We start from the raw sequence: 22,823 nt of genomic DNA on the forward strand, positions 1-22,823 counted from the left end.
CGACCACAGCAATGGTCAGTATATCCATCATTGTGAGATACCAAAATGAAAAAAACCTCGTTAATGTTAAGCGCCCTGGCGCTTAGTCTTGGCATGGCACTGACCCCTGTGAGTGCTTTCGCTGCAGAAACGTCATCTTCCGTTTCATCCTCCACGACCCAGCCGTTGCCAAGCCTTGCCCCGATGCTGGAGAAGGTGATGCCTTCGGTTGTAAGCATCAGCGTTGAGGGAAGCACCACGGTCAAAACGCCGCGGATGCCACAGCAGTTCCAGCAATTTTTTGGCGATAATTCGCCTTTCTGCCAGGACGGTTCGCCGTTCATGGGCTCGCCCCTGTGTCAGGGCGCGGGTGGCAGCGGCGGCGGTGCGCCTGCCGGTCCTGATACGCAGCAGCAAAAATTTAAAGCGTTGGGTTCAGGCGTCATTATTAACGCAGAAAAAGGCTATGTGGTGACCAATAACCATGTGGTCAATGATGCGACGAAAATCCAGGTCAAACTGAGCGACGGCCGAAGCTATGATGCTAAGGTGATCGGCAAGGACCCCAGCTCCGATATCGCACTGATTCAACTGGAAGGCGCGAAGAATCTGACCGCGATCAAAATGGCTGACTCCGACAATTTACGCGTTGGCGATTATACCGTGGCGATCGGTAACCCCTATGGCCTGGGCGAAACCGTGACATCGGGCATTGTCTCCGCGTTAGGACGTAGTGGTCTGAACGTTGAGAACTATGAAAACTTTATTCAGACCGATGCCGCGATTAACCGCGGTAACTCGGGTGGTGCCCTGGTCAATCTCAACGGAGAGCTGATCGGTATTAATACCGCTATTCTGGCTCCGGACGGAGGCAACATTGGTATCGGTTTTGCCATCCCAAGCAACATGGTGAAAAATCTGACCGCCCAGATGGTGGAATATGGTCAGGTGAAACGCGGCGAGCTGGGTATCATGGGGACCGAGCTTAATTCTGAACTGGCTAAAGCGATGAAAGTCGATGCGCAACGCGGCGCGTTCGTCAGCCAGGTGGTGCCAAATTCAGCCGCAGCAAAAGGCGGCATTAAAGCCGGAGACGTGATCGTTTCCATGAACGGCAAGCCATTGACCAGCTTTGCCTCACTGCGTGCTGAAGTGGGATCGTTACCGGTGGGCACTACGCTGAAGCTGGGCCTGCTGCGTGACGGTAAACCACTGGATGTCTCTGTGCAGTTGCAGCAGAGCACACAGGACAAAGTGCAGTCCGCGACGATTTACACGGGCATTGAAGGTGCGGATCTGAGCAACAACGCAGGCAAAGAGAAAGGGGTTCGGGTCGATAGCGTAAAAGCAGGCAGTGCTGCGGCACGAGTGGGCCTTAAAAAAGGCGACCTGATTCTTGGCGTCAACCAGCAGCCGGTAACCAACTTAGGGGAACTGCGTAAGATCCTGGATACCAAACCACCGGTACTGGCGCTGAACGTGCAACGCGGCGATACCTCGCTTTATCTGCTGATGCAGTAATCACAGTCTTGTGTTTAGCAGGCGGACTTCGGTCCGCCTTTTTTATGCCAAAAATCACAAATGTGATGCCTGCCGCATTTCTGTTAACGCCGCCGCGGCTATGGGCGAATGCATAATGTTCTGCGCGTGACGCACCGCTATCCTGTTCTCCCTCTTATATGACTCAGGAGTAAAGGATGGCTACCTGTCATCTCGACGCACGGCTGGCGCAGGAAATTGTCGCGCGCACCATGAAAATCATTGATGGTAATGTCAACGTCATGGACGCACGTGGACGAATCATTGGCAGCGGCGACAGGGAGCGCATTGGCGAGTTGCATGAGGGCGCGCTGTTGGTGTTGTCTCAGGGACGCATTGTGGATATTGATGATGCCGTGGCAAGGCATCTGCATGGCGTGCGGCCGGGCATTAATCTTCCGCTGCGCATTGACGGGGCGATCGTTGGCGTAATTGGTCTGACAGGCGAGCCGGGTGCACTCCGTCACTATGGTGAGCTGGTCTGTATGGCGGCAGAGATGATGCTGGAGCAGGCACGGCTGTTACATATGCTGGCTCAGGACAGCCGCCTGCGTGAAGAGCTGGTGCTTAACCTGATTCGCAGTGATGAGCTGACGCCGCAACTGACGGAGTGGGCTCAGCGCCTGGGTATCGATCTTAATCAGCCCCGCGTTGTGGCGGTTATCGAAGTCGACAGCGGGCAGTTAGGCGTGGACAGCGCCATGTCTGAGTTACAACAGCTGCAAACGTTACTGACAACGCCTGTCAGGGATAACCTGATAGCCATTGTGTCGTTGACCGAAATGGTGGTACTGAAGCCCGCCTTAAACGCACACGGACGTTACGACCAGTACGATCACCGGCGGCGGGTTGAACAGCTCATGCAGCGTATGAACGAAAGCGGTCATCTGCGAATGCGTATTGCACTGGGCAACTTCTTCACCGGCCCGGGCAGCATTGCCCGCTCTTATCGCACCGCGCACACGACCATGGTGGTGGGAAAGCAGCGTATGCCAGACGTACGCAGCTACTTTTATCAGGACCTGATGCTCCCGGTCTTGCTGGACAGTTTGCGCGGTGGCTGGCAGGCAAACGAACTGGCGCGTCCGCTGGAAAAACTGAAAAGTATGGACAGCAACGGCTTACTGCGGCGCACTTTGAGCGCCTGGTTCAGCAATAACGTGCAGCCCGGTGCCACGTCGCGGGCGCTGTTTATCCACCGTAATACTCTGGAGTACCGCCTCAATCGCATTGCTGAATTGACGGGACTGAATATTGGCCATTTTGACGACCGGTTACTGCTGTATATTGCATTACAGTTGGATGAGCAGGGCTGAGGCTGTTCACCGTAACCGGGAGGAACCCCAGATGCGTACACTGTTTTTAACACTTTGCCTGCTGATATTCACGTTCACCTGCCAGGCACGGCCTGACAACCTGGTTTTTCTGTCTGCTGACGCGTTAGTGAAAACCCGACAGGCACTCCAGAAGCATCAGGCAGATGCACTGACCGAACAGGCCTGGCGTCAGTTGCAACGTCAGGCGGATAAGGCGCTCAGTCAGCCTGACCCCAGCGTCATGGACAAAGGTCTGATACCACCCAGCGGCTCGCGGCATGATTATCTCAGCCTGAGCGCCTATTGGTGGCCGGACGCCCGGCAGAAAACGGGTTTACCCTGGATACGTCGGGATGGTGAGGTGAATCCTGATACCAAAAACGACCAAACCGACGGCGTGCGCCTGGCGCGATTTAGCGCAGACGTGCAGGCACTGGCGTTGGCATGGTTCTTTTCAGGGGATATGCGCTACGCCAGCAAGGCACAATCCATGATCCGCCACTGGTTTATCGATCCTGCCCGTCGTATGAACCCAAACCTGAACTACGCGCAGGGCATTCCGGGTCGAACCGCGGGTCGTCATGATGGCGTTCTGGACGGGCGCTATTTTGCAACCCGCATGGTTGATGCGCTGATATTGCTGCGTCAGTCGCCCGGCTGGCGGAATAGCGACGAAGCGGCGTTGCATCGCTGGTTCAGCGACTATCTCAGTTGGTTGCAGACCAGTAAGCTGGCGCAACAGGAGCGGAATGCGCCCAATAACCACGGTAGTTGGTACAGTGTTCAGGTTGCCGGCATTGCCGCTTATCTGGACAACCGTGCGGTGATTGCAGACATGACTGCCCTGGCCAAAAGCAAGATTGACGGGCAAATAGAGCGTGAGGGAACTCAACCGCTTGAACTGGCCCGAACCCGTTCTTTTCATTACAGCTTCTTTAATTTACAGGCGCTGACCGCAATGGCGGCGTTGGCTTCCCAGCGGGGAGAGGGCGATCTCTGGCATTATAAAAATAAACAGGGTGGCTCACTGCTGACCGCGCTGGATTATATGGCGCCTTTCAGCGATCCGGCACGTCACTGGCCGTGGAAAACGCGCGAACGTAACAGCGAACGGTTAATTCCCTTGCTGCTGTTGGCGGATACCACGCTCAAGTCAGAACGTTACCAATCCTGGATCAATCACGTGGTATGGCGTGATGCGCCTGCCGAGGTGGTGCGCGACGTGTGGTTGCTCAGGCACTAACCGGGCAGGGTCACAATAAAAAAGGCCAGCCGCGTGAGGTGAATTCCACCGCATACGGCTGGCCTTATCGTTGTCTGAAATAATTAACGACCGTTGCGGGTCAGTTTTTCCAGATCGGATTCAATTTCCGCGATCTTATGAGAAACCACACCTTCAAGATGACGCAGGTCATCGAGGATTTTACGTTTCAGATCGACTTCAACCTGGTCGCGCTGACAGATTTGATCCAGTTCATCAATAACATAACGCAGGTTCGGGCTGATTTCCTGCACTTCACGATAGCCCTGAGAGGCGTTATCGGCAACGACGGTTTTACGCTGACGAGGATATTTAAATTTCACGCTTTTGGCGAAGAATTCACCTTTATCTTTGCGGAAATAAATTTTCAAAATATCGTTATTCGCTTCCTGACGCAGGCTATAGCGATCGATATCCTCAGGGTTACTAATGCCTAAGCTCTTAATATTGTCATACATAACGTTTTTTCCACCAAATGAATAAGCGCGCAGAAGTGTTCATGACTTAATGACTATAGACATAAATAACATGAATCAGTGCGCAACAGGATTTAACTGGCGCGAATTATGACCTGGATGAAAAGTAAACGCACCTGTTGGTTCGCGTAGAAAAACAACATTACCCGTAACAGCTGTAAACAAAAGATGACGGGCTGTCTGGTGCAGCCCGTCCGACAGTCCGACAAATTAGTCGATAGTGCGCAGCAGTTCGTTGATACCGGTTTTCGCCAGGGTTTTCGCATCGACCTTTTTCACGATCACTGCACAGTAGAGGCTGTAGCTACCATCTTTAGACGGCAGATTACCCGAGACGACGACAGAACCGGCAGGTACGCGACCATAGTGGATCTCTCCGGTTTCGCGGTCGTAAATCTTGGTACTCTGACCGATGTAAACGCCCATTGAAATGACGGAGCCTTCTTCAACGATGACGCCTTCAACAATTTCAGAACGTGCACCAATAAAGCAGTTATCTTCGATAATGGTTGGGTTGGCCTGCAGCGGCTCAAGGACACCACCGATTCCTACACCACCGGATAAATGCACATTTTTACCAATCTGCGCACAGGAGCCAACGGTCGCCCAGGTATCTACCATGGAGCCTTCGTCAACATAGGCACCGATATTTACATAGGAAGGCATTAACACCGTGTTACGCGCAATACAGGCACCTTTGCGTACCGCAGCAGGCGGTACAACGCGGAAGCCCGCTGCTTTAAAGCGCGCGTCATCCCAGTCGGCAAACTTCATCGGTACTTTGTCATAAAAACGGGTTTCAGCCCCTTCCATCACCTGATTGTCATTGATGCGGAAAGAGAGCAGAACGGCCTTTTTCAGCCACTGATGCGTTACCCATTCACCCTCGATTTTTTCAGAAACGCGTAGCTCACCGCTGTCCAGTTTAGCGATAACCTGATTAATCGCTTCGCGAGTTTCCGTATCGACACTGGTCGGGGTGATGTCAGCGCGACGTTCGAAGGCAGATTCAATAACACTCTGTAACTGTTGCATATTTTTTCCTGATCTGTCATTTGTGGTGCCAGCCAGTGACCGGCACGGGTAAAAAATTGATGTTCACAAATTGAAGCGGGTCACACTTTATCGTTTGGATTAAGGGCCTCTGTCAACCGTTGTTGCAACGTGTGACGCATTTCCTCGTCCAGTGCCTTGCGTTCGCTATTCGCTAAAATGAACAAATCCTCGACTCGCTCCCCGATGGTGCTGATACGTGCGCCATGCAGAGAGACGCCAAGATCGGCAAACACTTCGCCCACGCGTGCCAGTAACCCCGGCTGATCCAGGGCAACCAGCTCCAGATAACTGCGACGATCGGTGTGCGTTGGCAGGAAATTCACCTCGGTATCCACGTTAAAGTGTTTCAGCCTGGCGGCCTGGCGACGGGTCCGCGGTGGCACCCATTCTGACTGGGTAATCGCCTGTTCCAGCGCCTGAATGATCAGCGCATGACGATCGGGCGACAGCGGGCTGCCATCCGGCTCCAGCACGATGAACGTGTCCATCGCCATGCCATCGCGGCTGGTAAAAATTTGCGCATCATGCACGCTGAGATTGCGACGATCCAGTTCGCCTGCCACGGCGGCAAACAGGTGTGGACGATCCGGACTCCAGATAAAAATTTCGGTGCCGCCGCGCGTCGCCTGCGGGCTGACCAGCACCAGAGGGTGATTAAGATCGTGCACCAGTAAATGACGGGCATGCCAGGCGATCTGATTGGGCGTATGGCGCAGGAAGTAGTCGGCGCGACACCGGTTCCAGATATGGTGTAAGCGCTCTTCATCAATGTTGTCCATGCGCAGCAGTGCCAGTGCCTGCAGACGGTGATGGCGCACGCGCTCGCGCAGATCCGGGCTGTTCTCCATACCGCGGCGTAGCTGTTTTTCAGTAGCAAAGAACAGTTCACGCAGCAGACTTTGTTTCCAGCTGTTCCATAAGCTCTCATTGGTGGCGCAGATGTCAGCGACCGTCAGGCACACCAGATAACGCAGTCGGTTTTCGTTCTGCATGACCTCGGCGAACTGCTGAATCACCGTGGGGTCCTGAATGTCGCGGCGCTGCGCCGTCACGGACATTAACAGATGATGGCGCACCAGCCAGGCGACAAGTTGCGTTTCACGCGAGTTAAGGCCGTGCATCTCGGCGAACGCCAGCGCGTCCTCGGCACCAAGAACAGAGTGATCGCCGTTACGTCCTTTCGCGATGTCGTGCAGCAGCGCCGCCATGAGCAGTAATTCCTGCTGGGGCAGGCGCGGCCACAGCTCAACGCATAAAGGATGCTGTGGACGCGTCGCTTCGTTGGCAAAACTCTCCAGCTTCTGTAACACCCGGATAGTGTGCTCATCGACGGTATAAGCGTGGAACAGGTCAAATTGCATCTGTCCGACGATCTGGCCCCAGAGCGGCGTATAAGCCCAGAGCACACTGTGGCGATGCATGGGCACCAGGGCGCGACTGACCGCACCGGGATGACGAAGGATCGACATAAATAAGCGCCGTGCTTCGGGCAACTGGCACAGCGGCTGCTTGAGGTGGCGGCGAGTATGACGCAGGCGGCGCAGCGTGGTGGAGTAGATGCCTTTGATATTTTGATTGCGCACCATGACGTAGAACATGCGCATAATCGCCTCGGGCTCGCGGTCAAACAGGGTTTCATCACGCAGATCGATCAGGTTGCCCCGAAGCTGAAAGTCATCATCAATGGCACAGGGTTTTTCGTTAGTGGAGAGCGCCAGAATGGCTTCATCGAACAGCTGCAACAGCATCTGGTTCAGTTCGCTGATACGACGCGTGACGCGATAAAAATCCTTCATCATGCGCTCGACCGGTTCGTTGCCTTCGCCCTGATAATTAAGGCGCTGAGCAACGCTCAGTTGGCGATCAAACAGCAGGCGGTTATCGTAACGCGGCAGAGACAAATGCAACGCGAAACGAATCCGCCAAAGAAACGACTGGCACTCGTTCAGTTCGCTGCGTTCGGCTTCTGTCAGAAAGCCAAATCCCACCATTTCGTCAAGTGTTGTGGCACCAAAGTGACGCCTTGCAACCCACTGCAACGTATGAATATCGCGTAATCCGCCGGGACTGCTTTTAATATCCGGTTCCAGGTTGTAGCTGGTGCCGTGATAGCGCTTATGGCGTTCTTGCTGTTCGTCTATTTTGGCGGCGAAAAAGCGAGATGACGGCCAGAAGCCATCGCTGAAGACATTTTTTTGCAGTTCAAGAAACAGGGCGACATCGCCGGTCAGCATCCGCGCTTCAATCAGATTGGTTGCCACCGTCAGGTCGGATAAACCTTCCAGCAGGCACTCTTCCAGGCTGCGTACGCTGTGGCCCACTTCCAGCTTGAGATCCCACATCAGCGTCAGCAGTGCGCTGGCACTCTGGGCGGCCGCTTCATTCAGCGGCTGACGACTGAGAATTAAGACGTCAATGTCGGAGAGCGGATGAAGCTCACCCCGGCCATAGCCTCCTACGGCGACAAGGGCGATGGATTTCATACTGTCGAAGCCAAAAAAACGCCATAAACGACGTAAGAGGCGATCGATATACAGGGTTCGGGCATAAACCAGACTTTCGACAGCCTCACCACTGTCAAAGGCCGCCGCCAGGTGCTGCTGGAAGCCCTCAAGGCGCTGCTTGATTATTTCACGTGTTAGCTGATCGTCCTGCCACTCGCCAGGCGAATCTTTCAGGCCGTTTTTTACTTCTTGCGACAGGCTCATGCAACGCTCTCATCGTTAACCATAAAAAAACCGGCATAGCGCCGGCTTTTTCATCAGTGGTGGAATTAATCCTGGTTAACTAACACCGCGGGAAGGGTGTCGTCTTTGCGCAGGGTTAAAATCTCACAGCCGTTATCCGTCACCACAATAGTATGCTCATACTGCGCCGACAAGCTGCGATCTTTGGTTTTCACCGTCCAGCCATCTTTCATGGTACGAATGCGATAGTCACCGGCATTCACCATCGGCTCTACGGTAAAGGTCATGCCCGCCTGCAGGATAACCCCGCTGTCATCGGCATCGTAGTGCAGCACCTGTGGCTCTTCATGGAAACCTTTGCCAATGCCGTGACCGCAATATTCACGCACCACCGAGAAGTCATTCGCTTCGACATATTTTTGGATAGCGCGGCCTAACTCACGCAGGCGAATACCCGGTTTTACCAGGCGTAAGGACAAATAGAGGCTTTCCTGCGTCACACGACACAGGCGCTCACCCTGGATAGTGGGTTTGCCGACAATAAACATTTTCGACGTATCGCCGTGGTACTCGTCTTTAATGACGGTCACGTCGATATTCACGATGTCGCCATCTTTTAACGGGCGATCGTCACTGGGAATACCGTGACAAACCACTTCATTCACAGAGATACAGACGGATTTGGGAAAACCGTGGTAACCCAGGCAAGCGGATATGGCCTGTTGCTGCTGCGTAATGTGTTCATGGCAGAGACGGTCAAGCTCACCGGTGGTCACGCCGGGCTGCACATGCGGTTCGATCATTTCAAGCACTTCGGCGGCCAGGCGGCCTGCGACGCGCATTTTTTCGATTTCTTCGGGGGTTTTAATTGTGATTGCCATTAAATTATTCCGCTGCTGCTGAAATTTTCAGCAATAATGAAAGCTGTGCTCTCATGTTAACAGCAAGCTAAAAGGGCTGCCAAACAGAGAACGCTTCGCGGCCAGTTAGCGAACATTTATTGGCGTCCAAAGCGTGATTGTGGTATAAAGCGCGCCGACGATTCTCTGTATGGCCGTTAAGGTCAGCGGGAAACGCAACAATCTCACTATGTGTAAATAAAACACACATGTATCGACACATACGCCGGGGTGCCTTGAAAGAGGTCGGTTGTATGGGATACATGGAGGCCCAACCCCAATTAAACTAGAGGTAGTAATCATGGCAACTGTTTCCATGCGCGATATGCTCAAGGCTGGTGTTCACTTCGGTCACCAGACCCGTTACTGGTGTCCAAAAATGAAGCCATTCATTTTTGGTGCGCGTAACAAAGTTCACATCATCAACCTTGAAAAAACGGTACCAATGTTCAACGACGCTCTGGCTGAGTTGACCAAAATCTCTTCCCGTAAAGGTAAGATTCTGTTCGTTGGTACTAAGCGCGCTGCTGCCGAAGCGATCAAAGAGTCTGCACTGAGCTGCGACCAGTTCTTCGTAAACCACCGCTGGTTGGGTGGCATGCTGACCAACTGGAAAACCGTTCGTCAGTCTATCAAACGTCTGAAAGAGCTTGAGACTCAGTCTCAGGACGGCACTTTCGACAAACTGACCAAGAAAGAAGCGCTGATGCGCGCTCGTGAGCTGGCCAAGCTGGAAAACAGCCTGGGCGGTATCAAAGACATGGGCGGTTTGCCGGATGCACTGTTTGTTGTCGATGCTGACCACGAACACATCGCAATCAAAGAAGCAAACAACCTGGGTATCCCAGTATTTGCTATCGTTGATACTAACTCCGATCCAGATGGCGTTGATTACGTTATCCCAGGTAACGACGATGCGATCCGTGCTATCAACCTGTACCTGACTGCCGTTGCGACCACCGTTCGCGAAGGCCGCTCTCAGGATCTGGCTGAGCAGGCTGAAGAAGCGTCTTTAGAAAACGCTTAATTAAGGTTTGCTCTGCATAAGAGCCCTTAGCATTCAGATGTGATCTGTAAGGGGCCAAACTTGGCCCCTTTATTTTATCCAAGTCTGTTACGCCCCTGTTCAGGTCGGCGGGACAGAGTAAATTTTCCGCAAATAAGTACCTTCTGACGCACTTGTGCTCAGGTACGAACCGAGGATTCTGGAATGGCTGAAATTACCGCTGCATTGGTAAAAGAACTGCGTGAGCGTACTGGCGCAGGCATGATGGACTGCAAAAAAGCGCTGACTGAAGCGAGCGGCGACATCGAGCTGGCGATTGAAAACATGCGTAAGTCTGGCGCAATTAAAGCAGCGAAAAAAGCGGGTAACGTTGCTGCTGATGGCGTAATCAAAACCAAAATCGTTGGTAACTACGGTGTGATTCTGGAAGTTAACTGCCAGACTGACTTCGTTGCAAAAGACGGCGGTTTCCAGGCGTTTGCTGACAAAGTTCTTGACGCTGCTGCGGCTGACCGCATCACCGACGTTGACGTTCTGAAAGCACAGTTCGAAGAAGAGCGTGTTGCCCTGGTAGCTAAAATCGGCGAGAACATCAACATTCGTCGCGTTGCACTGCTGGAAGGCGAAGAGCTGGGCAGCTACCTGCACGGCGCACGTATCGGCGTTCTGGTTTCTGCCAAAGGCGCTAACGACGATCTGATCAAACAGATCGCCATGCACGTTGCGGCAAGCAAACCTGAGTTTGTTAAGCCAGAAGACGTTTCTGCAGACGTCGTTGATAAAGAATACCAGGTTCAGCTGGACATCGCGATGCAGTCTGGCAAGCCAAAAGAGATCGCTGAGAAGATGGTTGAAGGCCGTATGAAGAAATTCACCGGTGAAGTCTCTCTTACAGGTCAGGCATTCGTTATCGACCCAAGCAAAACCGTTGGCCAGGCGCTGAAAGAGCAGGGCGCTGACGTGATTAACTTCATCCGCTTTGAAGTGGGCGAAGGCATCGAAAAAGTTGAGACTGATTTTGCTGCTGAAGTTGCAGCAATGTCCAAACAGTCTTAATGATCTGAAAGAACCGCCAGATGGCGGTTCTTTTTTGTCTGCCTCAGGCAAAAGATACGTTTTCAGTTTCATCCCAATAGCAATTCTTTTGCTCTAAGCGGATGATTGATCGGAATTACTTCTCATTCATCATATCTTCCAGGAAGAATTGACCATGGCGACCAACGCAAAACCTGTTTATCAACGTATCCTGCTCAAACTCAGCGGCGAAGCACTCCAGGGTGCAGAGGGTTTTGGTATCGACGCGAGCGTGCTTGACCGCATGGCTCAGGAAGTCAAAGAGCTGGTCGAGCTGGGTATCCAGGTGGGCGTTGTGATTGGCGGCGGTAACCTGTTCCGTGGCGCCGGTCTGGCACAGGCAGGCATGAACCGTGTTGTGGGCGACCATATGGGGATGCTTGCGACGGTAATGAACGGCCTGGCAATGCGTGATGCACTGCACCGCGCGTACGTGAACGCCCGTCTGATGTCCGCCATTCCCCTGAACGGCGTTTGTGACAACTACAGTTGGGCAGAAGCCATCAGCCTGTTACGTAACAACCGCGTTGTCATCTTTTCTGCGGGTACCGGTAACCCGTTCTTTACGACGGATTCCGCTGCCTGTTTGCGTGGCATTGAAATCGAAGCGGATGTGGTGCTGAAAGCCACCAAAGTTGACGGTGTTTACTCAGCCGACCCCGTGAAGCAGCCCGATGCAACCCTGTACGAAAAACTGACTTATGCGGAAGTGCTGGATCAAGAGCTTAAAGTGATGGATCTCGCCGCGTTTACGCTGGCGCGCGATCACAAACTGCCAATCCGCGTTTTCAACATGAACAAGCCTGGCGCATTGCGTCGCGTAGTGATGGGTGAAAAAGAAGGTACCCTGATTACGCATTAATACCCGAGGCGAGATAAAATAAGGTATATTCTGTCAGTGCGGTATTGTTTAACCGTGCACCAGTCAGGATTATCGATGATTATCGATCCCGCTTCCGGTGATGCCGGAACTGGCCAGGTCAAACCGAATCCAAGGGTTTTAACGTGATTAACGACATTAAAAAAGATGCTGACACGCGCATGGACAAATGCGTCGAAGCATTCAAAACCACTATCAGCAAGGTACGCACAGGTCGTGCTTCACCTTCACTGCTCGACGGCATTATCGTTGAATATTACGGTACGCCGACGCCACTGCGTCAGCTGGCTTCCGTCACCGTTGAAGACTCCCGTACGCTGAAAATCAACGTGTTTGATCGCTCTCTCGGCCCGGCCGTAGAAAAAGCGATTATGGCATCCGATCTTGGACTTAACCCGAACTCAGCGGGTGCGGACATTCGTGTTCCACTGCCTGCGCTGACGGAAGAGCGTCGTAAAGATCTGATTAAAATCGTACGCGGTGAAGCAGAGCAGGGACGTGTATCCGTACGTAACGTCCGTCGCGACGCCAACGATAAAATCAAAGCGTTGCTGAAAGATAAAGAAATCAGCGAAGACGACGAACGTCGTGCGCAGGACGAAATCCAGAAAATGACCGATGTGCACATCAAGAAAGTTGATGCGGCATTGGCCGAAAAAGAAACGGAGTTGATGGACTTCTGATTCCATCATCACCGATTAAAACGCCGTACAGAGAGGCCTTCTGACAGAAGGCCACCTCTGGCGGCGTTTTACATTGTGCCCCACGTTTTACCTTTACATGGACAGCATTATGAAGCGATTAACTCTGCTCGGTTCTACCGGTTCGGTAGGCACCAGTACGCTGGCAGTGGTCAGTGCCAATCCCACGCTTTACCAGGTCACGGCGCTGGTGGCGGGTAAAAATGTGGCTCTAATGGCGGAGCAGTGCGTGCAGTTCCAACCGCGCTATGCGGCAATGGCAGATGAAGAGTCCGCCGCCGCGCTACGTGAGCGACTGAGAGCATTAAAGATCAACACTGAAGTGCTCTCCGGCGTTCAGGCAGCCTGTGAACTGGCAGCATTAGATGACGTTGACCAGGTGATGGCGGCGATTGTGGGTGCCTCAGGGTTATTACCGACATTGGCAGCGATTCGCGCGGGTAAAACCGTCTTGCTGGCTAACAAAGAATCACTGGTGACCTGCGGCCGTTTATTTATGGAGGCGGTGCGCCAGCACAATGCCCAGCTGTTGCCGGTAGACAGCGAGCACAATGCGATTTTTCAGAGTTTGCCCGCTACCATCCAGCATCAGTTAGGTTACGCTGACCTGCAGAATAACGGCATTGAGTCGATTATTCTTACGGGATCGGGTGGCCCTTTTCGTGACACAAATTTAGCGGATCTGAGCAGCATGTCGCCAGATCAGGCCTGTGCACATCCGAACTGGTCAATGGGGCGTAAAATCTCTGTTGATTCGGCCACCATGATGAATAAAGGTCTTGAATACATTGAAGCTCGTTGGCTGTTTAATGCCAGCGCAGCGCAGATGGAAGTGATTTTGCACCCACAATCGGTGATCCACTCCATGGTGCGTTACTGCGATGGCAGCGTGCTGGCACAGTTAGGTTCGCCTGACATGCGAACACCTATCGCCCACAGTATGGCCTGGCCAGCGCGAATTCACGCTGGGGTCACACCGCTGGACTTTACCCGCATGTCGGCACTGACGTTCTCAGAACCTGATTTTGGCCGTTATCCCTGTCTGAAACTGGCGATTGATGCCTGCGAAGCCGGGCAGGCGGCGACCACCACGCTCAATGCGGCCAATGAGATAGCCGTGGCGGCTTTCCTGAATCAGCGAATTCGCTTTACGGATATTGCGGCGTTAAACAGTGCGGTGCTGTCAGCTCAGCAGTGTCAGGAACCGGACTCTGTGGACGCTGTCATCGAAATTGATCGTATCGCGCGGGCGGCGGCGACAGAAATGTTGCCACGTTACACGGTATAACAACGATTGCGTTGAGGCTATTTGTTCGCTTCAGGTGAAAATGTTATAGTCGCTGGCTCGCGTTTAACGGTCTGTCACCAAATTCGGTGTGGCCTGGCAGACAATGTCGGGATTTGTACCGGGCGCAATGTATTCAGAAACCACAGCATTTCTGATGAAAGGAATTGATTACGCGTTATGTCGTCTGAAAATCACAACAACACCGATGACCAACAGGGAACCGGTCCACGCCACGTCGCTATCATCATGGATGGCAACGGCCGCTGGGCTAAGAACCAGGGAAAACTGCGTATCTCCGGTCACAAAGCTGGCGTGAAATCAGTGCGCCGCGCCGTAAGCTTTGCCGTCAGCAATAATCTGGAAGCGTTAACGCTTTACGCCTTTAGTAGCGAAAACTGGAGCCGTCCAGCGCAGGAAGTGACTGCCTTGATGGAACTGTTTGTCTGGGCGCTGGATAGCGAAGTGAAAAGCCTGCACAAGCACAATGTCCGCTTACGCATCATTGGTGATATCAGCCGTTTCAGCCCGCGTATTCAGGAACGTGTCCGTCGTGCAGAAGCACTGACGGAGAATAACGATCGACTGACGCTGAACATTGCTGCTAACTATGGCGGGCGTTGGGATATTATCGAAGGCGTTAAAAAGTTGGCTGAGCAGGTTCAGGAAGGCTTGTTACGCCCTGACCAGATAACCGAAGAGAGTCTGACGTCTCAACTGTGTATGAACCAGTTAGCGCCAGTGGATTTAGTGATAAGGACCGGGGGAGAGCATCGGATTAGCAACTTCCTGTTGTGGCAAATTGCCTATGCGGAATTCTATTTTACTGATGTGCTTTGGCCGGATTTTGATGAACACGTTTTTGAAGGTGCACTGAATGCATTCTCTCTGCGGGAGCGACGCTTTGGCGGCGCTGCACCAGGCGGCGCCTGAGCAATCTGGGGGTAACCTTTGCTGAAGTCTCGTCTGATCACCGCGCTGATTCTTATCCCGCTGGTGATCGCTGCATTGTTCTGGTTACCGCCTGTTGGCTTTGCAATTATTACGATCATTATCTGCATGCTTGCCGCCTGGGAATGGGGGCAGCTGTCTGGTATGGCATCTCGTCAGCAACGTGTCTGGCTGGCACTGATATGCGGTCTGGTACTGACGCTGATGCTGTTGACCCTTCCTCCTTACGAACATAACGCGCATCTGCCGCAGGTGGCTGTCTGGCTGTGGGCCTCGCTGGCCTGGTGGATCGGTGCGTTACTACTGGTTCTGTTTTATCCTGCCTCTGCCGCAATATGGCGTCGCTCCCGGCCATTGCGCCTGTTGTTTGGCGCGCTAACGGTTATCCCTTTCTTCTGGGGCATGATGGCGCTCCGTCAATATCATTACGAAGCCGATCACTTTGCCGGTGCATGGTGGCTGCTGTTTGTCATGTTTCTGGTATGGGGAGCCGATTCGGGTGCCTATATGTTTGGCAAACTGTTTGGCAAACACAAACTGGCGCCGAAAGTCTCCCCGGGCAAAACATGGGAAGGCTTTCTGGGTGGACTGGTTTCTTCCGCGTTGATTGCGGTGCTGTTTGCTAGTTTTGCGCCGCTTTCCGTTCCTACCGGCACACTGGTGATATGTGCTGTGATGTCGACCCTTGCATCGGTACTGGGCGATCTCACTGAAAGCATGTTTAAACGCGAGGCCGGCATCAAAGACAGCGGCAATCTGATTCCGGGACATGGCGGTATTCTTGACCGCATCGACAGCCTGACAGCAGCAGTGCCGGTATTTGCCTGTTTATTGCTGTTGGTGTTTCAGACACTCTAAGGGCAAACAACGATGTTAAGCGTAATCTGGAGTTTTGCCGCATTTATCGTTGCACTGGGCGTACTCATCACCGTGCATGAATTTGGTCACTTTTGGGTGGCGCGGCGTTGCGGTGTGAAAGTAGAGCGCTTTTCGATCGGGTTTGGCAAAGCGTTATGGCAACGACGCGACCGTCACGGTACCGAATTTGTCATCGCCCTTATTCCTCTTGGCGGTTACGTCAAAATGCTGGATGAGCGGGTTGAAAGCGTGCCCGCTGAGCTTCGGCATCAGGCATTTAACAATAAAGCCATCTGGCAGCGCGCTTCGATTATTGCTGCGGGCCCGATTGCCAACTTCCTGTTCGCTATCTTTGCCTATTGGGTCGTGTTTATCCATGGCGTGCCCGGTATAAAACCGGTTGTTGGTGAAATTCTGAACGGTTCGGTGGCGGCAGAAGCGCAAATTACACCCGGTACGGAACTTAAGGCCGTTGACGGTATCGAAACGCCTGATTGGGAAGCTGTCCGCATGGCGCTCATCGGTAAAATCGGTGATGCCAGCACCACGCTAACGGTGAGCCAGTTTGGCGAGCAGGGGACGCAGCAGAAGCAGGTCGATTTGCGCAACTGGCAGTTCGAGCCTGATAAGCAGGACCCGGTCGTGGCGCTGGGGATTCGTCCTCGTGGGCCGCAGATTGAAACGACCCTGGCTGAAGTGCAAAAGAATTCGCCAGCCAGTGAAGCCGGTTTGCAAGCTGGCGACAGGATCGTTAAAGTCGATGGTCAGTTATTAACGCAATGGCAGCTTTTTGCCACTCAGGTTCGGGATAACCCTGGAAAAAGCATCGCTCTTGAGGTCGATCGTAATGGTGAAGCGGTGCAGTTAACCCTGACGCCGGAAGCGAAGCCTGGGAATACAGCGCAAGGATTCGCAGGGGTGATCCCCCGCGTTGTGCCATTGCCAGACGAGTACAAAACGGTAAGACAATATGGTGCGTTTTCAGCCATTGGTGAAGCCAGTGTAAAAACCTGGCAATTAATGAAGCTGACCGTTTCCATGTTGGGCAAGTTAATAACCGGTGATGTGAAGTTGAACAACCTGAGCGGCCCGATTTCGATTGCGCAAGGTGCAGGTTTGTCAGCTGAGTACGGAATGATTTACTACCTGATGTTCCTGGCGTTGATTAGCGTCAACTTAGGAATTATCAACCTGTTCCCGCTACCGGTTTTAGATGGTGGGCACTTGCTCTTCCTTGCGATCGAAAAGATTAAAGGTGGACCGGTGTCCGAGCGAGTTCAAGACTTTAGTTACCGCATCGGTTCAATACTGCTGGTGATGTTAATGGGGCTTGCACTTTTCAATGATTTCTCACGTTTGTAACCGCTGGAACGCGAGCTTGCGTGGGATGTGTTAGGAAAACGCATAATAACGATGGCGATGAAAAAGTTGCTCATAGCGTCGCTGCTGTTTAGCAGCGCCACCGTTTACGGTGCAGACGATTTCGTGGTGAAGGACATTCATTTCGAAGGGCTGCAGCGAGTCGCCGTTGGCGCGGCTCTGCTGAGCATGCCAGTTCGGGTTGGCGATACGGTGAATGACGATGACGTCAGAAATACCATTCGCTCCCTGTTCGCAACTGGCAACTTTGAGGATGTTCAGGTCCTGCGAGATGGTAATACGCTGATTGTTCAGGTCAAAGAACGTCCCACCATCGCCAGCATTACCTTTAGCGGTAACAAAGCGGTTAAAGACGATCAGCTCAAACAAAACCTTGAAGCCTCAGGCGTGCGCGTCGGCGAAGCGCTGGACCGCACCACCATCTCTTCTATCGAGAAGGGACTGGAGGACTTCTACTACAGCGTGGGCAAATATACCGCCAGCGTTAAAGCCGTGGTCACGCCGCTGCCGCGTAACCGCGTCGATTTGAAACTGGTGTTTACCGAAGGTGTTTCTGCAAAGATTCAGCAGATCAACATTGTAGGTAACAAAGCGTTTAGCTCAGATGAGTTGATTTCTCGCTTCCAGTTGCGCGACGAAGTGCCGTGGTGGAACGTCGTGGGTGACCGTAAATATCAGAAGCAGAAACTGGCGGGTGACCTTGAAACCCTGCGCAGCTTCTATCTGGATCGCGGTTATGCCCGTTTCAACATCGATTCGACGCAGGTCAGCCTGACGCCGGACAAGAAAGGCATCTACATCACCGTTAATATTAACGAAGGCGATCAGTACAAGATTGCTGGCGTTATCGTCAACGGCAGCATGGCAGGCCATTCGGCTGAAATCGAACATCTGACAAAAATACCGGCGGGCGAGCTGTATAACGGCACGAAAGTCACGTCGATGGAAGATGATATCAAGAAGCTGCTGGGCCGCTATGGCTACGCTTATCCCCGCGTTGTGACGCAGCCTGAAATCAACGATGCCGATAAAACCGTTAAGCTGCATATCAACGTCGATGCGGGCAACCGTTACTACGTGCGTAAAGTGCGCTTCGAAGGTAATGACACATCGAAAGATGCCGTCTTACGTCGTGAAATGCGTCAGATGGAAGGTGCCTGGCTGGGCAGCGACCTGGTCGATCAGGGCAAAGAGCGTCTGAACCGTACGGGTTATTTCGAAACCGTTGATGTCGATACGCAGCGTGTACCAGGTTCACCTGACCAGGTTGACGTGGTGTATAAAGTCAAAGAGCGTAACACCGGTACCTTTAACTTTGGTGTGGGCTACGGTACGGAAAGTGGCGTCAGCTTCCAGGTCGGCGTAACTCAGGATAACTGGCTCGGTACCGGTAATACGGTAGGTATCAGCGGGACCAAAAACGATTATCAGACCTATGCAGAATTCTCTCTGACCGATCCTTACTTCACCGTTGACGGTGTGAGTCTGGGCGGCCGGGTGTTCTACAACAACTTTAAAGCCAGTAACGCGGATCTCTCCGGCTATACCAACAGAAGTTATGGTACAGACGGGACATTGGGCTTCCCAATCAATGAGAACAACTCGCTGCGCGTCGGTCTGGGCTATGTCCATAACGACCTGTCAGACATGCGTCCGCAGGTTGCGATGTGGCGCTATCTCGACTCGGTTGGTAAGCCACAGCAGTTGAACAGCAATGGTGACTTCTCGGCTGATGACTTCACCTTTAACTATGGCTGGACATACAACACGTTGGACCGTGGTTTCTTTGCCACCTCAGGTAACCGTACTAACCTGAACGGCAAGGTCACGATTCCGGGGTCTGACAACCAGTTCTACAAAATGACCTTAGACAGTCAGCAGTATGTGCCCATCAATAAAGATCATACCTGGGTTGTCTTAGGCCGTGGTCGTGTTGGTTATGGCGATGGACTCAGCGGTAAAGAGATGCCGTTCTATGAGAACTTCTATGCCGGTGGCTCCAGTACCGTGCGTGGCTTCCAGTCCAACACCATTGGTCCCAAAGCGGCTTACCTGAACGATGGCTCTTCCTTCTGTAACCTGAGCGATCCGAACGGTATTTGTAAGTCGAGTGATGCCATCGGTGGTAACGCCATGGCGATTGCCAGCCTTGAGCTGATCACGCCGACCCCGTTCCTGAGTGAGAAATATGCTAACTCGGTTCGTACCTCGCTGTTTGTCGATGCAGGTACGGTCTGGGATACCAAATGGCAGAACACGGCGGAAACGCGTGCTGCTGGCATTCCTGACTACAGCGATCCGAACAATATTCGCGTTTCGACCGGTGTATCTTTACAGTGGATGTCGCCGCTGGGGCCGTTGGTATTCTCTTACGCCCAGCCGATCAAGAAAGTTGATGGAGATAAGTCAGAGCAGTTCCAGTTTAACATTGGTAAAACCTGGTAATGCTCTACACAGGGATGTGAAAAAATTAGCTTGCAGGCGTGGCGCATTGCTATGCTCCACGCTGCAAACATACATGTTGAGGGTAAGGAGTTTATAGTGAAAAAGTTGTTATGTGCAGTTACTCTGGGTGTTGCATTGGCTGCTTCTGCTGGCGCACAGGCGGCGGACAAAGTCGCAACTGTTGATCTGAGCCAGGTTTTCCAGAAATCACCTCAGCGCGCGACCATCACCAAACAGCTCGAGAGTGAGTTCCAGGGCCGCGCGGCAGAACTCCGTTCTCAGCACGATAAAATCCAGCAGGAAATGCAGGATCTGCAGCGTAATGCGCCAACCATGAAAGCCAGCGAGCGCAGCAAGAAAGAGAAGCAGATCACCGCTGAGCGTGATGCATTCCAGGTGAAAGCGGATGCGTTCGAAAAAGACAACCAGACGCGTCAGGTTCAGGAACGTAACAAGTTACTGGAAAAAATCCAGACCGCTGTTCAGTCTGTTGCCAAAAGCGGCGGTTATGACCTGGTGCTGAATTCTCAGGCTGTTCTGTATTCGGGTTCCGATGTTAAAGACATCACCGATGATGTTGTAAAGCAGGTTAAATAATCGATGTCATCAATTCGACTGGCTGATTTAGCCCAGCAGTTGGATGCAGAATTGCACGGAGATGGCGATATCGTCATCTCCGGCATTGCTTCTATGCAATCCGCCACCTCTGGTCAAATCACATTTCTTGCCAACAGCCGTTACCGCGAGCAGCTCGCCCTGATTCAGGCATCAGCCGTGGTGCTGACGGAAGCGGATCTGGAGTGGTGTAAAACCGCTGCGCTGGTGGTCAAAGACCCTTATCTCACCTATGCGCGCATGGCGCAGTTGCTGGATACGACGCCGCAGCCGGCGCAGCATATTGCACCCAGCGCCGTAATCGATTCCAGCGCCAGACTCGGTGAAAATGTCTCTGTCGGTGCGAATGCCGTTATTGAGTCCGATGTTGAGCTCGGTGATAACGTTGTCATCGGCGCTGGCTGCTTCGTCGGCAAAAAAACCCGTATCGGCAAGGGCTCGCGTTTATGGGCTAACGTCTCGGTTTACCATGAGGTGCAGATTGGTCAGGATTGTCTGATTCAGTCCGGTACCGTCATTGGTTCGGATGGGTTTGGTTATGCTAACGATCGCGGCAACTGGGTGAAAATACCGCAGTTGGGCTCCGTGGTGATTGGCGATCGGGTAGAAATTGGTGCCTGTACCACCATCGATCGTGGCGCTCTGGATAACACTCTGATCGGCAATGGTGTTATCATAGACAACCAGTGTCAGATTGCTCACAACGTGGTTATTGGCGACAATACTGCGGTTGCTGGCGGTGTGATCATGGCGGGTAGTTTGAAAATTGGTCGTTATTGTATGATTGGCGGTGCCAGCGTCATCAATGGCCATATGGAAATCTGTGACAAAGTGACCGTAACCGGCATGGGCATGGTTATGCGTCCGATAACAGAACCTGGTGTATACTCCTCAGGGATTCCATTACAGCCCAACAAAACCTGGCGCAAAACTGCAGCGTTGGTGATGAATATCGATGAAATAAGCAAACGCTTAAAAGCAATCGAGCGGAAAGTCGGTAAAGACGACTAAACGCCATCCCATGACTGACCGGCTTTCATAATAACAGTGTTAAGCAGGGAAGCCAGGCGCCACGGAACCTATTTGCGGCCTGCCAACGATCATGATGATCGGTGCAGGCCGTGTTATTGATGTCATCAGATTTTTTAGGACAGGAAGAGTATTTTGACTACTGAAACTCATACTCTGCAAATTGAAGAGATTTTAGAGCTGCTGCCGCATCGTTATCCGTTTCTGCTGGTAGACCGCGTGCTGGATTTTGAAGCAAACAAATATCTGCGCGCCGTGAAGAACGTCTCCTTTAACGAACCGTTTTTCCAGGGACATTTCCCTGGTAAACCGATTTTTCCCGGCGTGCTGATTCTGGAAGCGATGGCTCAGGCCACCGGCATTCTGGCATTCAAAAGCGTAGGTAAACTGGAGCCAGGCGAGCTTTATTATTTTGCTGGCATTGATAATGCCCGTTTCAAGCGTCCGGTTGTACCGGGCGATCAAATGATCATGGAAGTGACCTTCGAGAAAACCCGTCGCGGTCTGACTCGCTTTACTGGCGTAGCGACTGTCGATGGTAAAATCGTCTGTGAAGCGACCATGATGTGTGCCCGTAGCCGGGAGGCATAATTCGTGATTGATCCAACCGCCAACATCCATCCCAGTTCAGTGATCGAAGACGGGGCAATTATTGGCCCCGGCGTGCATATTGGCCCTTTCTGTTTTATTGGGGCAAATGTCGAGATTGGTGAGGGAACCGTACTTAAGTCACACGTGGTGGTGAATGGCCATACGCGTATCGGCAAAGACAATCAGATCTATCAGTTCGCATCGATTGGCGAAGTGAATCAGGATTTGAAATACGCGGGTGAACCTACCCGGGTTGATATTGGCGACCGTAATCGCATCCGTGAAAGCGTGACGATTCATCGCGGTACGGCGCAGGGTATTAACACCACGACCATTGGTAGCGATAACCTGTTTATGGTGAATGCCCATATCGCCCATGACTGCGTGGTGGGTAACCGCTGTATTTTTGCCAATAACGCGACCCTGGGTGGGCATGTCACTGTGGATGATTTCGCTATCATTGGCGGCATGACGGCGGTGCATCAGTGGTGCACTATTGGTTCACATGTCATGATCGGCGGTTGTTCAGGCGTTGTTCAGGATGTCCCTCCGTATGTGATTGCGCAAGGCAACCATGCCACGCCATTCGGTATCAACATTGAAGGCCTGAAGCGCCGTGGCTTCAGCAAAGAAGCACTGCACGCTATCCGCAACGCCTACAAGTTACTTTATCGCAGCGGCAGAACGCTGGATGAAGTCAAACCGGAAATCGAAGCGATTGCTCAGCAGCACAGCGAAGTGCAGCCTTTCTTTGATTTCTTTGCCCGCTCAACACGTGGATTAATTCGCTAATTC

General features: G+C 52.6%; 20 protein-coding genes. 16 read left to right on the forward strand and 4 right to left on the reverse strand.

Features of this window, described 5'->3' with window-relative positions:
• The first annotated feature begins 45 nt into the window (after positions 1-45).
• The 3 genes from degP (at position 46) to NR177_RS18560 (ending at position 4,077) form a co-directional block, all read left to right on the forward strand.
• Positions 46-1,500, forward strand: a complete 1,455-nt coding sequence (gene degP, locus NR177_RS18550; RefSeq protein ID WP_063878465.1) for a serine endoprotease DegP — start codon at positions 46-48, stop codon at positions 1,498-1,500.
• Positions 1,501-1,676: 176 nt separating this feature from the next.
• Entirely contained in the window at positions 1,677-2,834 is a 1,158-nt protein-coding gene (locus tag NR177_RS18555; protein ID WP_063878466.1) for a CdaR family transcriptional regulator, read from the forward strand.
• Positions 2,835-2,865: 31 nt separating this feature from the next.
• Entirely contained in the window at positions 2,866-4,077 is a 1,212-nt protein-coding gene (locus tag NR177_RS18560) for an alginate lyase family protein (protein WP_256853390.1), read from the forward strand.
• An 83-nt stretch (positions 4,078-4,160) separates the two neighbouring features.
• On the opposite strand, the gene NR177_RS18565 is transcribed toward NR177_RS18560, so the two are convergent.
• From NR177_RS18565 to map, 4 genes are all read right to left on the reverse strand, one after another.
• Entirely contained in the window at positions 4,161-4,553 is a 393-nt protein-coding gene (locus NR177_RS18565; RefSeq protein ID WP_063878468.1) for a DUF3461 family protein, read from the reverse strand.
• A 228-nt stretch (positions 4,554-4,781) separates the two neighbouring features.
• On the reverse strand, positions 4,782-5,606 hold the full coding sequence (gene dapD, locus NR177_RS18570) for a 2,3,4,5-tetrahydropyridine-2,6-dicarboxylate N-succinyltransferase (RefSeq protein ID WP_256853391.1): 825 nt from the start codon (positions 5,604-5,606) through the stop codon (positions 4,782-4,784).
• Positions 5,607-5,686: 80 nt separating this feature from the next.
• Entirely contained in the window at positions 5,687-8,335 is a 2,649-nt protein-coding gene (gene glnD / locus NR177_RS18575) for a bifunctional uridylyltransferase/uridylyl-removing protein GlnD (protein WP_256853392.1), read from the reverse strand.
• A gap of 65 nt (positions 8,336-8,400) precedes the next feature.
• Positions 8,401-9,195, reverse strand: coding sequence for a type I methionyl aminopeptidase (gene map, locus NR177_RS18580; RefSeq protein ID WP_063878471.1), 795 nt, complete (start codon positions 9,193-9,195; stop codon positions 8,401-8,403).
• 319 nt (positions 9,196-9,514) lie between these two features.
• Between map and rpsB the strand changes: the two genes are divergently transcribed.
• From rpsB to lpxA, 13 genes are all read left to right on the forward strand, one after another.
• Positions 9,515-10,240: a 30S ribosomal protein S2 gene (gene rpsB, locus NR177_RS18585; RefSeq protein WP_014592960.1), complete on the forward strand. Its 726-nt coding sequence runs from the start codon at positions 9,515-9,517 to the stop codon at positions 10,238-10,240.
• Positions 10,241-10,423: 183 nt separating this feature from the next.
• Entirely contained in the window at positions 10,424-11,275 is an 852-nt protein-coding gene (gene tsf / locus NR177_RS18590) for a translation elongation factor Ts (protein WP_063878472.1), read from the forward strand.
• Positions 11,276-11,429: 154 nt separating this feature from the next.
• Positions 11,430-12,155 carry a UMP kinase gene (gene pyrH, locus NR177_RS18595; RefSeq protein WP_063878473.1) on the forward strand — a complete coding sequence of 242 codons (726 nt, stop codon included), beginning with the start codon at positions 11,430-11,432 and terminating at the stop codon, positions 12,153-12,155.
• 143 nt (positions 12,156-12,298) lie between these two features.
• Positions 12,299-12,856 carry a ribosome recycling factor gene (gene frr / locus NR177_RS18600; RefSeq protein ID WP_063878474.1) on the forward strand — a complete coding sequence of 186 codons (558 nt, stop codon included), beginning with the start codon at positions 12,299-12,301 and terminating at the stop codon, positions 12,854-12,856.
• Positions 12,857-12,965: 109 nt separating this feature from the next.
• Entirely contained in the window at positions 12,966-14,162 is a 1,197-nt protein-coding gene (ispC, locus tag NR177_RS18605; protein ID WP_109718262.1) for a 1-deoxy-D-xylulose-5-phosphate reductoisomerase, read from the forward strand.
• Between the two features lie 177 nt (positions 14,163-14,339).
• Complete coding sequence (gene ispU, locus NR177_RS18610) at positions 14,340-15,092, forward strand: (2E,6E)-farnesyl-diphosphate-specific ditrans,polycis-undecaprenyl-diphosphate synthase (RefSeq protein WP_013024690.1); 753 nt, start codon at positions 14,340-14,342, stop codon at positions 15,090-15,092.
• A gap of 18 nt (positions 15,093-15,110) precedes the next feature.
• Positions 15,111-15,968, forward strand: a complete 858-nt coding sequence (gene cdsA, locus NR177_RS18615; protein ID WP_063878476.1) for a phosphatidate cytidylyltransferase — start codon at positions 15,111-15,113, stop codon at positions 15,966-15,968.
• Positions 15,969-15,980: 12 nt separating this feature from the next.
• Positions 15,981-17,330 carry a sigma E protease regulator RseP gene (gene rseP, locus NR177_RS18620; protein WP_096012105.1) on the forward strand — a complete coding sequence of 450 codons (1,350 nt, stop codon included), beginning with the start codon at positions 15,981-15,983 and terminating at the stop codon, positions 17,328-17,330.
• A 51-nt stretch (positions 17,331-17,381) separates the two neighbouring features.
• On the forward strand, positions 17,382-19,793 hold the full coding sequence (gene bamA, locus NR177_RS18625; RefSeq protein WP_109718251.1) for an outer membrane protein assembly factor BamA: 2,412 nt from the start codon (positions 17,382-17,384) through the stop codon (positions 19,791-19,793).
• A gap of 96 nt (positions 19,794-19,889) precedes the next feature.
• Positions 19,890-20,390 carry an OmpH family outer membrane protein gene (locus NR177_RS18630; protein ID WP_063878479.1) on the forward strand — a complete coding sequence of 167 codons (501 nt, stop codon included), beginning with the start codon at positions 19,890-19,892 and terminating at the stop codon, positions 20,388-20,390.
• Between the two features lie 3 nt (positions 20,391-20,393).
• A complete protein-coding gene (lpxD, locus tag NR177_RS18635) occupies positions 20,394-21,419 on the forward strand; it encodes a UDP-3-O-(3-hydroxymyristoyl)glucosamine N-acyltransferase (RefSeq protein ID WP_096012107.1) in 1,026 nt (341 codons plus the stop codon).
• Positions 21,420-21,572: 153 nt separating this feature from the next.
• On the forward strand, positions 21,573-22,028 hold the full coding sequence (fabZ, locus tag NR177_RS18640; protein WP_063878481.1) for a 3-hydroxyacyl-ACP dehydratase FabZ: 456 nt from the start codon (positions 21,573-21,575) through the stop codon (positions 22,026-22,028).
• A 3-nt stretch (positions 22,029-22,031) separates the two neighbouring features.
• Complete coding sequence (lpxA, locus tag NR177_RS18645) at positions 22,032-22,820, forward strand: acyl-ACP--UDP-N-acetylglucosamine O-acyltransferase (RefSeq protein ID WP_063878482.1); 789 nt, start codon at positions 22,032-22,034, stop codon at positions 22,818-22,820.
• Positions 22,821-22,823: the final 3 nt, after the last annotated feature.

It is taken from the genome of Pantoea sp. Fr+CA_20 (assembly GCF_024520835.1).
Taxonomy (GTDB): Bacteria; Pseudomonadota; Gammaproteobacteria; order Enterobacterales; family Enterobacteriaceae; genus Pantoea; species Pantoea allii.

What these genes read in the sequence shown, in the direction of transcription:
- degP (WP_063878465.1), top strand. Translation starts at nt 46, where the DNA reads ATGAAAAAAACCTCGTTAATGTTAAGCGCCCTGGCGCTTAGTCTTGGC.
- NR177_RS18555 (WP_063878466.1), top strand. Translation starts at nt 1,677, where the DNA reads ATGGCTACCTGTCATCTCGACGCACGGCTGGCGCAGGAAATTGTCGCG.
- NR177_RS18560 (WP_256853390.1), top strand. Translation starts at nt 2,866, where the DNA reads ATGCGTACACTGTTTTTAACACTTTGCCTGCTGATATTCACGTTCACC.
- NR177_RS18565 (WP_063878468.1), bottom strand. Translation starts at nt 4,553, where the DNA reads ATGTATGACAATATTAAGAGCTTAGGCATTAGTAACCCTGAGGATATC.
- dapD (WP_256853391.1), bottom strand. Translation starts at nt 5,606, where the DNA reads ATGCAACAGTTACAGAGTGTTATTGAATCTGCCTTCGAACGTCGCGCT.
- glnD (WP_256853392.1), bottom strand. Translation starts at nt 8,335, where the DNA reads ATGAGCCTGTCGCAAGAAGTAAAAAACGGCCTGAAAGATTCGCCTGGC.
- map (WP_063878471.1), bottom strand. Translation starts at nt 9,195, where the DNA reads ATGGCAATCACAATTAAAACCCCCGAAGAAATCGAAAAAATGCGCGTC.
- rpsB (WP_014592960.1), top strand. Translation starts at nt 9,515, where the DNA reads ATGGCAACTGTTTCCATGCGCGATATGCTCAAGGCTGGTGTTCACTTC.
- tsf (WP_063878472.1), top strand. Translation starts at nt 10,424, where the DNA reads ATGGCTGAAATTACCGCTGCATTGGTAAAAGAACTGCGTGAGCGTACT.
- pyrH (WP_063878473.1), top strand. Translation starts at nt 11,430, where the DNA reads ATGGCGACCAACGCAAAACCTGTTTATCAACGTATCCTGCTCAAACTC.
- ispC (WP_109718262.1), top strand. Translation starts at nt 12,966, where the DNA reads ATGAAGCGATTAACTCTGCTCGGTTCTACCGGTTCGGTAGGCACCAGT.
- ispU (WP_013024690.1), top strand. Translation starts at nt 14,340, where the DNA reads ATGTCGTCTGAAAATCACAACAACACCGATGACCAACAGGGAACCGGT.
- rseP (WP_096012105.1), top strand. Translation starts at nt 15,981, where the DNA reads ATGTTAAGCGTAATCTGGAGTTTTGCCGCATTTATCGTTGCACTGGGC.
- bamA (WP_109718251.1), top strand. Translation starts at nt 17,382, where the DNA reads ATGGCGATGAAAAAGTTGCTCATAGCGTCGCTGCTGTTTAGCAGCGCC.
- lpxD (WP_096012107.1), top strand. Translation starts at nt 20,394, where the DNA reads ATGTCATCAATTCGACTGGCTGATTTAGCCCAGCAGTTGGATGCAGAA.